The 14248-nt window shown below is 33.5% G+C and carries 16 protein-coding genes and 1 pseudogene; 15 read left to right on the top strand and 2 right to left on the bottom strand.

The window, feature by feature from the left end; genetic code table 11:
* A complete protein-coding gene (locus tag AC22L0_RS10915) occupies positions 1-675 on the bottom strand; it encodes a TerC family protein (RefSeq protein ID WP_000346944.1) in 675 nt (224 codons plus the stop codon).
* 392 nt (positions 676-1067) lie between these two features.
* Positions 1068-1895 carry a peptidoglycan-N-acetylglucosamine deacetylase gene (locus AC22L0_RS10910; protein ID WP_000551443.1) on the bottom strand — a complete coding sequence of 276 codons (828 nt, stop codon included), beginning with the start codon at positions 1893-1895 and terminating at the stop codon, positions 1068-1070.
* Positions 1896-2477: 582 nt separating this feature from the next.
* On the opposite strand from AC22L0_RS10910, the gene AC22L0_RS10905 reads away from it, so the two are divergent.
* The 15 genes and pseudogenes from AC22L0_RS10905 to AC22L0_RS10835 all read left to right on the top strand — a co-directional run bounded on the left by AC22L0_RS10905 (position 2478) and on the right by AC22L0_RS10835 (position 13806).
* Positions 2478-2867: a VOC family protein gene (locus AC22L0_RS10905; protein WP_000800670.1), complete on the top strand. Its 390-nt coding sequence runs from the start codon at positions 2478-2480 to the stop codon at positions 2865-2867.
* Positions 2868-3317: 450 nt separating this feature from the next.
* Positions 3318-4001, top strand: a complete 684-nt coding sequence (locus tag AC22L0_RS10900; protein ID WP_000923455.1) for a DNA alkylation repair protein — start codon at positions 3318-3320, stop codon at positions 3999-4001.
* A gap of 16 nt (positions 4002-4017) precedes the next feature.
* The gene (locus tag AC22L0_RS10895; RefSeq protein ID WP_000643681.1) at positions 4018-4683 is read left to right on the top strand and encodes a nucleotidyltransferase domain-containing protein; all 666 of its coding nucleotides are present in this window, start codon (positions 4018-4020) and stop codon (positions 4681-4683) included.
* Positions 4640-5176 (top strand): GNAT family N-acetyltransferase, encoded by a 537-nt coding sequence (locus AC22L0_RS10890; protein ID WP_001102495.1) that lies wholly within the window; start codon positions 4640-4642, stop codon positions 5174-5176. Before AC22L0_RS10895 ends, AC22L0_RS10890 begins: the two co-directional genes overlap by 44 nt.
* Positions 5177-5216: 40 nt before the next feature.
* Entirely contained in the window at positions 5217-5717 is a 501-nt protein-coding gene (locus AC22L0_RS10885) for a GNAT family N-acetyltransferase (RefSeq protein WP_000620316.1), read from the top strand.
* Positions 5714-5860 (top strand): annotated as a pseudogene (locus tag AC22L0_RS10880) (DinB family protein); the annotation flags it as partial. The gene AC22L0_RS10885 and the pseudogene AC22L0_RS10880, both read left to right, overlap by 4 nt.
* A 402-nt stretch (positions 5861-6262) precedes the next feature.
* A complete protein-coding gene (locus tag AC22L0_RS10875) occupies positions 6263-7201 on the top strand; it encodes a DMT family transporter (RefSeq protein ID WP_087967001.1) in 939 nt (312 codons plus the stop codon).
* 57 nt (positions 7202-7258) lie between these two features.
* Positions 7259-7660 carry a GNAT family N-acetyltransferase gene (locus tag AC22L0_RS10870; protein WP_001053321.1) on the top strand — a complete coding sequence of 134 codons (402 nt, stop codon included), beginning with the start codon at positions 7259-7261 and terminating at the stop codon, positions 7658-7660.
* A gap of 112 nt (positions 7661-7772) precedes the next feature.
* On the top strand, positions 7773-8381 hold the full coding sequence (locus tag AC22L0_RS10865) for a hypothetical protein (RefSeq protein WP_487272263.1): 609 nt from the start codon (positions 7773-7775) through the stop codon (positions 8379-8381).
* Between the two features lie 20 nt (positions 8382-8401).
* Positions 8402-9649 carry a glutathionylspermidine synthase family protein gene (locus tag AC22L0_RS10860; RefSeq protein ID WP_000287883.1) on the top strand — a complete coding sequence of 416 codons (1248 nt, stop codon included), beginning with the start codon at positions 8402-8404 and terminating at the stop codon, positions 9647-9649.
* Positions 9650-9899: 250 nt separating this feature from the next.
* Positions 9900-10703: an AAC(3) family N-acetyltransferase gene (locus AC22L0_RS10855; protein ID WP_000783344.1), complete on the top strand. Its 804-nt coding sequence runs from the start codon at positions 9900-9902 to the stop codon at positions 10701-10703.
* Positions 10704-10718: 15 nt separating this feature from the next.
* The gene (locus AC22L0_RS10850) at positions 10719-11408 is read left to right on the top strand and encodes a phosphopantothenoylcysteine decarboxylase domain-containing protein (protein ID WP_000676724.1); all 690 of its coding nucleotides are present in this window, start codon (positions 10719-10721) and stop codon (positions 11406-11408) included.
* Positions 11409-11549: 141 nt separating this feature from the next.
* Positions 11550-12023 (top strand): tetratricopeptide repeat protein, encoded by a 474-nt coding sequence (locus tag AC22L0_RS10845; RefSeq protein WP_487272262.1) that lies wholly within the window; start codon positions 11550-11552, stop codon positions 12021-12023.
* 12 nt (positions 12024-12035) lie between these two features.
* The gene (locus AC22L0_RS10840) at positions 12036-13091 is read left to right on the top strand and encodes a hypothetical protein (protein WP_000454146.1); all 1056 of its coding nucleotides are present in this window, start codon (positions 12036-12038) and stop codon (positions 13089-13091) included.
* A 205-nt stretch (positions 13092-13296) separates the two neighbouring features.
* On the top strand, positions 13297-13806 hold the full coding sequence (locus AC22L0_RS10835; RefSeq protein WP_087967004.1) for a ribonuclease FAU-1 family protein: 510 nt from the start codon (positions 13297-13299) through the stop codon (positions 13804-13806).
* Positions 13807-14248 lie beyond the last annotated feature (442 nt).

The following is a 14248-nucleotide window of genomic DNA, read 5'->3' as shown; positions in this document are numbered from 1 at the left end:
TTATGAGACAAAACCAGCTGTTGCTTTTTGTTTTGCCTTTCCGAAGAAAACTACACCGACGATGATAATAATGATAAATGCCCATTTAACGAAAGGGTTACTTTCGAAAAATCCAGCGAACCATTTCTCATCTACAATCATTTTCGCGGCAGTATAAGCTAAAACGGCTGCTCCGATCGTAATGATGACAGGAAAACGATCCACCCATTTTAAAATTAATGTGCTGCCCCATACGACTACTGGAATAGACACTAATAGTCCGATGATTACTAAAGAAAAGTTACCATGGGCAGCTCCTGCAACAGCGAGTACATTATCAATGCCCATTAACGCATCAGCAATAATAATGGTTTTAATAGCAGACCAAAATCCTTCTTCGGCTTTAATATCATGATTTTTGCCCTCAGCGATCAGCTTGTAAGCGATCCAAATAAGAAGTACACCACCAATTAGGAGTAATCCAGGTATTTTTAATAACCAAACGACAACTAAGGTAGCGAGAGCCCTAATAGCGATTGCTCCAATGGTTCCCCAAATGATAACTTTCTTTTGTTGGTCTTTCGGTAATCTTCTTGCTGCTAATCCAATTACGATGGCATTATCTCCGGCTAACACTAAATCGATTACAATAATGGCAAGCAAGGCAGACAAATATTCAGGTGAAAGAAAATCCATATACATATCACTCCTTAAGAGTAATATGTGCTAAAGTGTTGATAATATAAAAAAGGATTGAAATTGTATATTCAATCCTTTTTTGACTGTATTCTGATATGTATGTTTTTATTTTGAATAAGTCGCTTTTGTAGTTTTTTACTTATCGCGTTTCTTTCTTAAATTGATTCCAAGTTTCTTCAGTTTGCACTATAAATACGATTATATAACATCTACTTATTTAAACTAGGTTAAAGATAGCATGTGATATTTCAAAGTTAAATTTATTTGATAAAAGGGAAGGGACGTATAATGTTGATATGGTGCAAGCGTGTATAGGTTTTCTCTATAAGGAAATTCTAAAAACGATAAAAAAGACTTGATAACCTACTAGAGGGGATCAAGTCTTTTCATTACATACGATTATCATGCCAGAAGTTTAATGGGAAGTGTTCGTTCTCATTATATGCTTCTAATTCATATCCTTTTTCTTTCAGTCCTTTAATAATTCCAGGTACTGCTTTTACTGATTGTGGATGAATATCATGCATAAGGATAACTTCTGTTGGATTTGTAGAATGAGCTAGAACGTTTTCTACAATTTTAGCTGATGCAGCATCAACTTGCATTTTGTTATATTTCCAGTCTAAAGAGTCAATTGTCCAATCCCAAACTTTTAAGCCATTGTCTACAACTTTGTTGCGAAGAGCTTCGTTTAATCCTGGCATAGAGCCGTAAGCTGGACGAGTTAATACTGGTGATTTACCTAAAACACCAGCGATTAAGCCTTGGTCTTCCTTCATTTCATCTACGTAATGACCTTCAGTGTAAAGTTTCTTGTAGTTATGAGTCATACTGTGCATCCCAACGTAGTGGCCTTCAGCATCTTCGCGTTTTACAAGATCAGGGAAAGCTTTTACGTTTGAACCAATTAGGAAAAATGTTGCTTTTGCATTTTCTTTCTTTAACATATCTAAAAGCTCAGCTGTGTATTTTCCAGGACCGTCATCAAATGTTAAATAAGCGACTTTTCTAACTTGCCCGTTATAATGTTTTGGAGCTTCTTTCGGAGCAAGAGATGTTTGAATCTCACTTACAAGTTGAACAGATTTTGCTTCATCCTCTGTACTAGCTAAAGCAGTATGTACTGATCCAAAAGCCGCTTCGTATGTGAATAATACTCCCGCACAAACTAACATAGCCCTTTTTACTAAAGTTGTCATTCGAATTCCATTGTGCATAATTTTCCTTCTCTCTATAAAAGTTCTACTCTACTATATTAGCAATTATAGGTAGGGAAATGCAAAGAAACTTTTTTACACTTGTAAAAAAGTTTACCCAAAAGTATGCAAGATTTTATATCAATTGCAGTTTTGAAAAATAGAATGAATTTAACCTTTATTATTTAAACTTTCAATCACCAAATCATACTTTCGTATCACTTCGTTTTCGTTCCAAATATTGATTCGAATATTTTTGATTTTTATTAAAATATTGGTAAAGAAACAATTATATGAAAAAAGGAGCGGGAATATGAATAATTATATTTGCACTACATGTGGAGTACAGTATCCCGAAAATGAAGAAGCACCTTCTCACTGTAAAATTTGTAATGAGGAAAGGCCATATGTTAATCCAATTGGGCAGTCATGGATAACATTAGAAACAATGCAAAATAGCAATTTATACTAAAGTCCTATTGTTTATTAACTAATAGGTCTTTCAACTTAGGAAGCTCACACTAATGAGGGATGTTAAAGGGAATATATGTAACCTATACTAATTACTATAAAGCTTTGAAAAATGAAAAGGAGGAGAATTGCATGAAGAATTGGGTTCAATTTAGAATTGCAAGACCAACAGATAAATTTGAAGAAGTGATCAGTTTTTATGAAACAGGATTAGGATTAAAACGTATAGGGGAATTTCACAATCACGAAGGATATGACGGGGTTATGTTTGGATTACCAGATGAAGAGTATCATTTGGAGTTTACTACACATGTTAATGGAAGTCCATGTCCGGCACCGACAAAAGATAATTTACTAGTTTTTTATATGCCTAATAAAGATGAAATTGAAAAGATAGTGAATCGATTAAGTAATATGGGCTATCATGAGGTGGAACCAGAAAACCCGTATTGGATAGAGAAAGGAACCACAATAGAGGATCCAGATGGTTGGAGAATTGTGCTTATGAATGCATCTGAATAAGGAAACTATTTTCATATGAAATAGAGTGTAGCAAAATGATTTAGACATAAATCCCTACAGCGTTTGTAGGGATTTTTATATAAGAAAATCTTATTGAGAGAGTTATTAAAATGTAGAAAGTATTTTGGCTAAGAATAAATGTAGTAAACATAATTTATGAAGGAGGTATAAAAGTATGATAGTAAACCATTTTAAAGAGTTTTCTAAACATGTTGGAAATACACATCTCATTAAAAGTTCTTTCGTAGTTTATATCTTATTCTACGGAAAATTGATACCATCAAAAAACTGTATGTTTAACATGTATAGTTTTTTGATGGTGTAGCTGTGCAATGTTTAAAAATTTCACATACCGTATTTTAAAAATAAATATAGGAAAACCAAAAAGTAATGTAGAATATATCGTACATACATATATACAGTCAACATAAAAGATAAAGAGGTGGGTATATGTTACTTGAGGAAGTAATGCAGCAACTAGAGGAATATGGAACAGAACAAAATCGAAAAACGTATAAAAACCACGGAGCGAAAGAGCCGTTATTTGGAGTTAGTTTTGCGAATTTAAAATTGTTAAAAAAGAAGATAAAAAAAGATCATGATTTAGCAGTTGGATTGTGGGAAACGAAAAATATGGACGCAATGACATTAGCAACTTATATTTTAGATCCGAAAAAAATAACGACAGAACAGCTTAATAGTTGGATTCAGGATGTTGATTATTACTGTTTGATGGATGTTCTTATGACATCTATATGTACTTCGCCAATTGCAATAGAAAGAATGGAAGAGTGGACAAAGTCTAATGATGAATGGATTGGAAGAGCTGGCTGGTCTTTATTAGCAAATATAGCGATTAAAAATAAAACGTTACATGATGATTTCTTCTCTCCGTACTTAGAAGAGATTAAAGAAAATATACATAATGAAAAAAATAGAAAAAAAGAAGCGATGAATAGTGCTTTAATCGCAATAGGAATTCGTAATGAAGACTTAGAGCGACAAGCGATTGAAATTGCACGTGAAATTGGAAAAGTAGAGGTTGATCACGGTGCAACATCATGTAAAACACCAGATGCAGAAAGCTATATAAAAAAAGCGAGAGAAAGAGCTGAAAAAAAGAAAGTGAAATAAGAAAAGAGGATCGGTTATGAAAGCAATTGACGCAGCACAAAACATAATTACATTACAATTTTCGAATTGTGATGTAGCTTTACTCGGCGGAAGCGTTGCACGAGGAGAAGCGACGAAAACATCTGACCTTGATATTGTAATAGTTGACCAAAGTTTAACTTCTTGCTATAGGGAATCTTTCTATAGTAATGGATGGCCTGTTGAGGTGTTTGTTCATAATTTTGAAACATATAAAACCTTTTTCAAAATGGATTGTGATCGAGGGAGACCGTCGTTACCACAATTAGTTTCAGAAGGGATTGCATTAAAAGGGGAAAAGGAAATTGTTGAGAAATTAAAAAAAGAAGCGAATGATTTACTACATAAAGGACCAGCTAAATGGACCGAAGAAACGATTAAGCAGAAGCGATATTTTATTACGGATACTTTAGATGACTTTATTGGTGCAACAAAAAGAGAAGAAGAATTGTTTATCGCTAATTTATTAGCGGATTTAGTACATGAATATGTATTAAGAGTAAATGGTAAGTGGCTTGGGAGTTCAAAATGGTTTATTAGAGTGCTAAGAAGATATGATGAGCAATATGCAAACAAATTTGTAGCCGCTTTTGATCATTTTTATAAAACGGGAGAGAAAAATGAATGTACCATATGTTCAATTAAGAGAATTGACACTAGATGATGTAGAAGATCGCTATCAATGGTCATTAGATAGAGATGTAACAAAGCATTTAGTCGTACCAGATCAATATCCTCCGTTCACTCGTGGAGATACGAGAAACTGGATTGAAGCTTGTATAAGCCGAAAAAATGGTTATGAACAAAGGGCAATCGTTACTGAGGCAGGTATACATATTGGATGGGTAGACCTTAAAAATTTTGATAAAACAAATAAAAATGCTGAACTAGGAATTGCGATTGGAAATAAAGACTATTGGGGTAAAGGATTTGGAATGGCAGCTCTAAACAGCATGTTACAAATAGGTTTTTCTCAGTTTGAATTGGAGAAAATTTGGTTACGTGTAGATGAAGATAATACAAAAGCTAAAAAGAGTTATGAAAGTGCCGGATTTGTATGCGAAGGGTTAATGAGAAATGATCGATTGAGACAGGGGAAGTTCATTCATCGCAATCGTTACAGTATATTAAAAGAAGAGTATGAATCAAAAAAGTAGCCTATAAAAATATTATGTAAATTAAAAAGGGGAAGATAAAATGATTCGATTACTTACAAAAGCGGATGCAAAACAATATTGGGAGTTACGTTTACAAGCATTACAAGTAAATCCAGAAGCATTTATAACGACTTATGAAGAAGCAGTACGTCAAGAAAATCCTCTTGAACGAGTTGCTAGTAATCTTTCATCCAATAGTAGTTTTACATTTGGTGCTTTTAATAATGAAAATCGTTTAGTTGGGGTTGTTACTTTATTAACAGAAGAAAAAGACGCATATAAGCATAAAGGACATATCGTTGCAATGTATGTAGATACTGAAAATCGAAGAAGTGGTCTTGCACGTGATTTAATACGTAAAGCAATTGAAAGGGCAAAAGAGATGAAGCTAGAGCAATTGAATTTAGGGGTTGTTTCAACGAACGAACCAGCCAAACGATTATATGAATCAATGGGATTTAAAACATACGGAATTGAAAAAAGGGCTATAAAAATGAATGGTGTGTATAATGATGATGAACATATGGTGTTGTTCTTTTAAGAGAGGAAGTTTTGTATGAAAAAGGCGAAACTGCGACAATAAGATGGGGAATATGGCATATAGCAGATCATAATCGGTATCATCAAGCTCATATCAGTCGTTTGAGGAAATTATACAGAGAATATAAACTACACATTCTTTAATTTTTGAATGAACGAACGCCCCTAAATAATAATTAAAGGAGGCGTTTGTTTTTATTCGTTCGCTTTTCTTCCCAAGCTATCATTAAATTTTTATGATAATCTTTTGGTTTCTCAATAGAAAACCAGTAAATTGAATGTGCAATAGTTGGTAGCCATCTTTTATAGCGGATGTGTATATTTTCATGGTGAGTATAGTGGGTCGAGATTAAAGTAGATTTTGACCCTTGAAAATTTTGATATGTAATGGCCTCGATTTCATACCAATGCACTTTATTCCCATGTAAATCTACTACAATTCCTTCATCATCCCAAAGTGAAATGTAAGTTTGTATGTAGATTTTTCATCGCGTATACTAAAATATATGTCATAGAGATAAAAAATTAAATACAAGGGGTTTTACAATGAAAGCAATTGTTATAGGGATACTGGCATCATTTTTCTTTGCCTTTACTTTTGTTTTAAACAGGGCAATGGACTTAGAAGGTGGAAGCTGGATTTGGAGTGCATCATTACGGTACTATTTTATGGTTCCAATGTTATTACTTATTGTTATGTATAGAGGGAACTTAAAGCAACTCTTTCAATATATGAAAAACAATCCGAAAGAATGGTTAGTGTGGAGTATCGTTGGATTTGGTCTCTTTTATGCGCCGCTTAGTTTTGCTGGAGCGTTCGGACCAGGTTGGCTTGTTGCATCAACATGGCAAATTACAATCGTTGCAGGGATTTTGTTAACACCATTTTTTGCGGTGAATCCACTACATAAAAAACTTCCGATGAAGGAATTAGTTATGTCGGGCATTATTTTATTCGGTGTTGTTCTCATGCAAGTAGAACATGCTTCTTCATTAGGTATTCGTGAAACCGTTTTATGTGTAGTTCCTGTACTTATTGCAGCATTTGCGTATCCTCTTGGAAATAGAAAAATGATGCAAGTTTGTAAAGGGGAATTAGATGTATTTCAGCGAGTACTCGGTATGACATTAGCAAGTTTACCATTTTGGTTTTTATTATCTGGTTACGAATTATCAACAGGCGGATTACCGTCAAGTAGCCAAATTTTTCAATGTTTTATTGTAGCAGTTAGCTCTGGGTTAATCGCGACAGTATTATTTTTCTTTGCAACAGATCTTGTGAAAGATGATCCGCAAAAATTAGCAACAGTGGAAGCGACGCAGTCTGGTGAAGTTTTATTTGCGCTAGTAGGAGAGCTGATCTGGTTATCTGCACCAATTCCGTCATCATTATCTTGGATTGGTATGAGTCTCGTTATTATTGGAATGATACTTCATAGTTATGTGGCTGTCGTTGTAAAAAAAGAAGAAAAAATAACGGCGTAATGAGATTAGCTCTTTTTATTAAGAGTTAGTCTTTTTTTCATAGAAAGGGATGAAAATATGAATTTACAGCGTGTTGAACAAATTGAAAAAGATTCAATATTAAATGTGCTACAATATGCCGTCGGTCCAAATGAAATAAGCTTAAAGAAAGCAGTATTATTTTATCAAAGTAATAAAGGGACTTTGTACAAATATGAAGAAAAAGCTTGTCTAGGTATTGAAGTAATCGGAGCAACTAAAGCACGAGTATGTCATATAGCAGTGGCGCCAGATTATCGTCAAAAAGGAATTGCACTACAAATGATTAAAGAGATTGTAAGAGTATACCAATTGACTTATATAGAAGCAGAGACAGACGATGGGGCGGTAGAATTTTATAAAAGAATTGGTTTTCAAGTTAAAAGTTTAGGAGAAAAATATCCAGGGATAGAAAGATTTCATTGTTACATGGAAAAATAGCATGAAAATATATAATTGTACATATTGAATATAGTTTGAAAAAAATAATAATTTCATTATATAATATAGGTATCTGGAAAAATATAGATAAAAGAAGATAGGTGTATAACACGTGAGAATGGAGAAAAGTAAGTTTATAAAAATAGCTACTTCAATAGGGGTGTCATCTTTTTTATTAACAGGTTGTGGTGATTATGAAGAAAAAACTGCTCAGCAAGAAAGTACAGCTGTTAAAACAGATGGTGCAAAACAAAGAAATGAACAAGAAACATTAAATTGTGATGATAAAGCCCCAACCAATGAAAATGTAGAGAAAGATGAGTTATGCAAGGAAAATAATCTGTCATTTTCATCTTATCATGAAAACTCTCATTTACCGATACTTCCATTTGTAGCAGGATATTTATTAGCGAGTAGAACTTCAAATATGAATTATACAGCAAAACCAAATTTAATGAAGAAACCGTATGCAAATAATGTTATTCCATATCGTGAAAAAGATGAGCGTAGAACAGGTGGCGGTAGTAGCGGTGGTTATACTGGTGGTTCTAACGGTAACAATAATACTTCCAATAAAGTAGATTTAAATAAACAGCAGCCAAATCCATCCAATAAAGTAACACCAGATACAAATACGCCAAAATCATCTACTACGCAAACACCGAAAGTAAACTCTGGTTCAAGTGGAATTGGAAACGCAAAAGCGCCAGCAGGATCCTAAAACGAAAGGGTAATGGAGTAATGTATACAGAACGAGAGCAAGAAGAGTATATGAAAGTATGGTTTTCACTTGCAGAAGAGGCTAGTAGGAATGGTTTCACTTGGCCTAGTCTGTTAGAGAATGAAGAATGGAATCAATATATGGCAACAGGGATGTATCGCATGCCAGCAAAAACTTATACTGCTATCTCAAAAGCGACAGAAGAAATCATGTATGTGTTATATAGAACGTATCAATATATTGTAAATACGACAGAAGATTTTCAAAAACTTGGATTCCCAGCTGAAGCGTGGGAAATGGCGAGAATGAAACATAATGGTTTATTTTCATATTTTACAAGGTTTGATTTTATCGTAAATGGTGACGATATAAAATTAATAGAAGTAAATTGTGATACGCCAACAGGCTATTTAGAACCGTCTGTCGCAAATGAAGTGTTATGCCGTTATCATGATGTAAATCACCCAAACCATATAGAAGAGCATATTGTGCAGGCATGGGAACAAATTAAACATGACTATCATATAGGCCCTGAAGAGACGATATATTTTACTAGTTATGATTGGCACGATGAAGATAGTCAAACGGTTCAGTTTTTAAGAACGTATTGCTTAAATCAGTCAACGGACTATGTAGGAATACAAGACATTGTCGTTGCGGAAGATGGTATATATACGCCGAGTGGAGAAAAAATAAAATATTTATATAGACTGTATCCAATAGAGTATTTAGTAACGGACGTTGATAAGAATGGAAAAAGGATTGGTTTACAATTTTTAGATCATATTGCGCAAGAAAGAGTGAAAATTATTAATCCGCCAGCCGCATTTGTTATGCAAAACAAAAGTGTACTCGCACTAATTTGGAAGCTTTATGAAGAAAGTGTTTTCTTTACAGAAGAAGAGCAAGACATTATTTATAAATACTTTCTACCAACATATTTTTCAAATAAGCGATTTCTAGAAAGACATGAATCATACGTTTCCAAACCTGTATTTGGTCGTGAAGGTGGCGGAGTATCTATATACGAAAATGATGAATTATTAGCTGAAGATAAAACAGAGTATTACTTTGAACAAAGGAAGATATACCAGCAATACATAGAAATGCCTGACTATACCATTGACACATGGGATGGTCCATATACTGGTAAACTATTAATTGGCTCTCACTGTATAAGCGGAAGAGCAGCAGGCTTATTTTTACGTGTAGGTGAGAAAATAACGGGAAACTTATCAATGTTTACTGGGGTTACAATTGAAGGATAAAGTAAACAAAGAGCTCATCATTTGTGATGAGCTCTTTCGTCTATGTATAAAACAGCTTTTTATGGTGGGGATGTAAAAACTTCACTTTCTTTTTGTGTTTTAAATCTGGATATTATAATTTAAAAATTTTTTGTGTAATAATATTACCATTTTTTATAGATATGAAAAATGATTAAGTTAAAAATTAAGAAAAATATGATAATATATTTATATAAAAGTTTAAATTTACGTAGCTAGTGGGGGAACCAATATGAAAATGAATGAAATAGTAGCAAGTACACAATTTCCAAATACAATCGAAACAATAACAAAAGATTTAAAAGCATTAGGAGTCGAAAAAGGAATGACAATTATCGTTCATTCATCACTAAGTTCTATCGGGTGGATATCTGGTGGTGCGGTTGCTGTAGTAGAAGCATTAATGAAAGTTGTTACGGAAGAAGGAACGATAATAATGCCAACGCAATCTTCGGATTTGTCCGATCCGAAACATTGGTCAAGACCACCTGTACCGGAAGACTGGTGGCAAATTATCCGAGATAACGTCCCAGCATTTGATTCACGTATAACCCCAACAAGGGGAATGGGTGAAATAGTTGAATGTTTTCGTACATATCCGAATGTAGTACGTAGTAATCATCCGTTAGGAAGTTTTGCTGCATGGGGAAAACATGCAGTAGAAATAACAATGAACCATTCGTTATCAATGAGCTTTGGAGAAGAATCTCCATTAAGAAAAATATATGATTTAGACGGGTACGTATTATTAATTGGTGTTGGATATGATTCCAATACGTCTGTTCATTTATCCGAGGTGCGTTCTGGTGCATGTGAGTTAATACAAGTAGGAGCACCTATTATAGAAAACGGTGAAAGAGTGTGGAAAGAGTTTTTTGAAATGGATTACGAATCTGAGAAGTTTGTAGAAATTGGTGTGGAGTTTGAGCGAAAAGGAACTGTAAAAAATGGGAAGATAGGGAATGCAACGTGTCGTCTAATGAAACAGCGTGATATAGTTGACTTTGGAACAGAATGGTTTCGTAAGAAAAATTAGTAAGGGATGGTTACAATGAAGGGGAAAAAGGTATTAATTACGAGCGGTGGTTGTCTAGAAAAATGGGATCAAGTACGCGGGCATACGAATATGGCCAAAGGTACAATCGGAAGGATAATCGCAGAAGAACTTCTAGCTAAAGGGGCACATGTTATATATTTACACGGTTATTTTGCGGAGAAACCGAGTGATGTACATAGAGGGTTAGAATTACATCCATTTGAAGGAATCGTTGATTTACAAGATAAAATGAAAAGTATCATATCACATGAAAAGATTGATGCAGTCATTATGGCAGCGGCTGGATCAGATTGGATTGTGGAGAAAATTTGTGATCAAGATGGTAATGTTCTTAATATGAACGGAAAAATTTCAAGTGATATAGCACCGATTATTCACTTTCAAAAGGCTCCAAAAGTATTAAAACAAATAAAAGAATGGGACCCAGAAACAGTACTTGTTGGTTTTAAACTTGAAAGTGATTTAAATGAAGAAGAACTGTTTGAAAGAGCAAAAAATAGAATGAAAGAAGCAAGGGCGAATGTAATGATTGCGAATTCACCACATTCTTTATATTCGCGCGGAGCTGTGCATTATGTAATTGGACAGGATGGTAAAGGGAAGTTGTGTAATGGGAAAGATGAAACAGCGAAAGAAATTGTCAAAAGCTTAGAGTTATTATGTAATCGTGTCACTGCTTTTTAAAATTAAGTTTTTAGATGAGAATGAATCCGCATAGTAATAAGTAAGCGAAACTTTAATTGGTGGGAATTTTACTTTTACACGAATGTGAAGCGTATACCAATCAAGAGCTATACACAGAATAATTGGTGAGGAGTGGATTCTATGGAACATTTATTAAAGCAAGCTATTAAACTTAGAAACGAAAAGAAATATGCGCAGTCTAAAGAGATGCTTATAGGATTAACAAACTTTACAAAGGATGCAGAAGTACTGTATCAGTGTGCGTGGATACATGATGTAATGGGGCTAGAAACAGAAGCAGTTCCGTATTATGAGCAGGCAATCGCAAATGGACTCGATGGCGAATCGCTTTGCGGTGCTTATATTGGTTTAGGAAGTACATATCGTTGTATAGGGGAATATGAAAAGGCAATTACAGTATTAGAAGCTGGGGTGAAAAAATTCCCAGAGAACGCTCCGATGAAAGTATTTTTATCATTAGTAAAATATAACGTAAACGATCACGAATCAGCGATGAAATTATTACTTGAAACTGTCGTGAAAGTAGAGGAAGTAAAAGAATTTGAACGTGCCATTTCATTTTATAAAGACCATTTAAATGAGGTTTTTAAATAAAGGAGTGAACGTATGGAGGTTACACTATCACGAAGGCGAAAAGGTGTTTGGATTGGACTCGTCTTTTTAATTATGCTACCAAACTATTTATTGTATGCCCTTCCAATTGTACCAGTTGCGCCGAAAGAAGTTGTGCTTGGGTCATTATTAGATTGCATGTTTGTCATTCCAATCATCACGTATTTCTTCATTATTCGAAAAAGATACTCGTTAACGTATATAGTTCCTGTTGTAATAGCTGGTTATATTTTTGCAAGATTTATTATTCCAAGTGACTATTTACAAGCTTTTTCATTCATCTCTTATATTATTGTTGCGGCTGAAATTGCATTTGTAGGTCTAGAATTATTCCTTCTCTATAAAATTGTTAGAGTGCTTCCTAAAATAATAAAAAAATATAAAGAATATAGAAGAGAAAATTATTCCTTTTCTTATGCAATTGATGCAGCGTTTGACGCCACTATGAAAAGAAGTAAGTTAGTAGATGTCATTCTAACAGAGTGTAAGTTAATCTATTATGCGTTTTTATCGTGGCGTGAAAAAGTACCAACAGGTAAATCTGTATACTCATATCATAAAAAGACTGGTGCTATAGGTGTGTATATCATGATTATTCATGCAACAATAATTGAAAGCATTGGTTTTCATTATTTACTACATCAGTGGAATCCAGTAATAGCATGGATTTTACTTATTTTAAATGTATACGCGATGATTTATTTTATAGCTGAAATACAAGCGATGCGCAAAAATCCCCTTGTCGTAACAGAAGAACAAGTAGTCATTCAAATCGGATTAGGAAAGAAAATTGTTATGCCATTTACACAAATTGATAATATTGCGTTCTACAAGGGTGAATTGCTAACGGCAAAAGAAAGGAAACAGGTATTGGATGCAACTGTTATGGAGTTCATAAAAGAACCTGCTACTTTTAAAATAACATTAAAAGAGCCAGTGAAAGCGCAGTTGTTATACGGCTTTTCTAAAACAGTAAGTCGTGTTTACTTAAATGTTGATGAAGAACGAAAATTTTATGATGCGGTTAAGGAAAAGTTAAAACATGAGTAATAGTGCTGTTAGTTACATAAAAACAAATGAGCTTCCGTTAGAAGTGAAAAAATATGAAACATGGATAGTGAAAAACTCTTTCTAAATAAGAAGGAGTTTTTATTATGTACTTTTATAAATCATTATATAAAAAACTATACACTTCTTTATCACTACATAAATGGATATAATTGAGGATAGAACTAGCATAAGGGGAAACAAAATAATGAATAAGTTACTTACATCGAAAATTGAAATTATAGAAAGAAAAATCCGGTATAACTCAACAATAGTAGATCACAATTGCTTATTACTTGAAAAGCAATCACAAAGTATCGTTTTATTTCACGAGGTGCAGTATTCATTTACAATGACTGCAAATGATACTAAGTTAACAATCCCAAAAGGAAGTTATACAATCGCATATTACTGGAAAGATCGTCCGTACAATTTATACGTATGGAGAGATATAAAAGGAAAGTATTTAGGTTCCTATTTTAATATCGTAAAAAACACACAAATAAAAGATGAAGTGGTTTCCTTTGAAGAGTTAATCATCGATATTATGGTACTTCCAAATGGAGAATACTTCATATTGGATGAAGATGAATTACCAGAACCATTAGGAAATTTCGAAGGTGGGTATGTGAGGAAAGCTCTTTATGGATTAAAAGAAATCATTCAAAAAGAGCTGCCACCAATAGTTTTGGAGACAGCCAGGGTGCAGAGGAAATAAAATTTAATTACATAAATATTTTGAATGGGAATGAGTAGTCTCAAGTTATATGATCTAACTTTTTTAATAAATCTAAGGTTAGTAGCATATTTCTTGAAATTACTCTTTTTTTTGTAGAAATTTCGTCGCTTAGTTATTAAATCCCATCAAATGCATTTAGCGTGTGAGTTTTCTTATTGGTTACAGTGGATTAAAAATCAGAAAAAATAGTAAGTAAATGATATCGTTCAAATAAACAACAGTAAAAATATTCAAACGAATCATATGTATGTTTTGATAAAACCTAGTTGACTTATCGGAAATATTTTTATAATATGTACTTAATTCCATAACGTATTGCTGATTGGAGAAACCAAAGGCATTTTATCTGTTGATAAAATGCCTTTGGTTTTTTTATTGCACAAATACTGAATCTGTTCATTTATATGAATCATTTTAAGGA

Source organism: Bacillus sp. LQ01, assembly GCF_057624735.1.
Note: the sequence above shows the minus strand (reverse complement) of the source record. Positions and strands in the feature narration are given on the sequence as shown.

Bases quoted from the DNA above. Each gene is read 5' to 3' on its own strand.
- AC22L0_RS10915 (WP_000346944.1), bottom strand. From the start codon at position 675: ATGGATTTTCTTTCACCTGAATATTTGTCTGCCTTGCTTGCCATTATT.
- AC22L0_RS10910 (WP_000551443.1), bottom strand. From the start codon at position 1,895: ATGCACAATGGAATTCGAATGACAACTTTAGTAAAAAGGGCTATGTTA.
- AC22L0_RS10905 (WP_000800670.1), top strand. From the start codon at position 2,478: ATGAAGAATTGGGTTCAATTTAGAATTGCAAGACCAACAGATAAATTT.
- AC22L0_RS10900 (WP_000923455.1), top strand. From the start codon at position 3,318: ATGTTACTTGAGGAAGTAATGCAGCAACTAGAGGAATATGGAACAGAA.
- AC22L0_RS10895 (WP_000643681.1), top strand. From the start codon at position 4,018: ATGAAAGCAATTGACGCAGCACAAAACATAATTACATTACAATTTTCG.
- AC22L0_RS10890 (WP_001102495.1), top strand. From the start codon at position 4,640: ATGAATGTACCATATGTTCAATTAAGAGAATTGACACTAGATGATGTA.
- AC22L0_RS10885 (WP_000620316.1), top strand. From the start codon at position 5,217: ATGATTCGATTACTTACAAAAGCGGATGCAAAACAATATTGGGAGTTA.
- AC22L0_RS10875 (WP_087967001.1), top strand. From the start codon at position 6,263: ATGAAAGCAATTGTTATAGGGATACTGGCATCATTTTTCTTTGCCTTT.
- AC22L0_RS10870 (WP_001053321.1), top strand. From the start codon at position 7,259: ATGAATTTACAGCGTGTTGAACAAATTGAAAAAGATTCAATATTAAAT.
- AC22L0_RS10860 (WP_000287883.1), top strand. From the start codon at position 8,402: ATGTATACAGAACGAGAGCAAGAAGAGTATATGAAAGTATGGTTTTCA.
- AC22L0_RS10855 (WP_000783344.1), top strand. From the start codon at position 9,900: ATGAAAATGAATGAAATAGTAGCAAGTACACAATTTCCAAATACAATC.
- AC22L0_RS10850 (WP_000676724.1), top strand. From the start codon at position 10,719: ATGAAGGGGAAAAAGGTATTAATTACGAGCGGTGGTTGTCTAGAAAAA.
- AC22L0_RS10845 (WP_487272262.1), top strand. From the start codon at position 11,550: ATGGAACATTTATTAAAGCAAGCTATTAAACTTAGAAACGAAAAGAAA.
- AC22L0_RS10840 (WP_000454146.1), top strand. From the start codon at position 12,036: ATGGAGGTTACACTATCACGAAGGCGAAAAGGTGTTTGGATTGGACTC.
- AC22L0_RS10835 (WP_087967004.1), top strand. From the start codon at position 13,297: ATGAATAAGTTACTTACATCGAAAATTGAAATTATAGAAAGAAAAATC.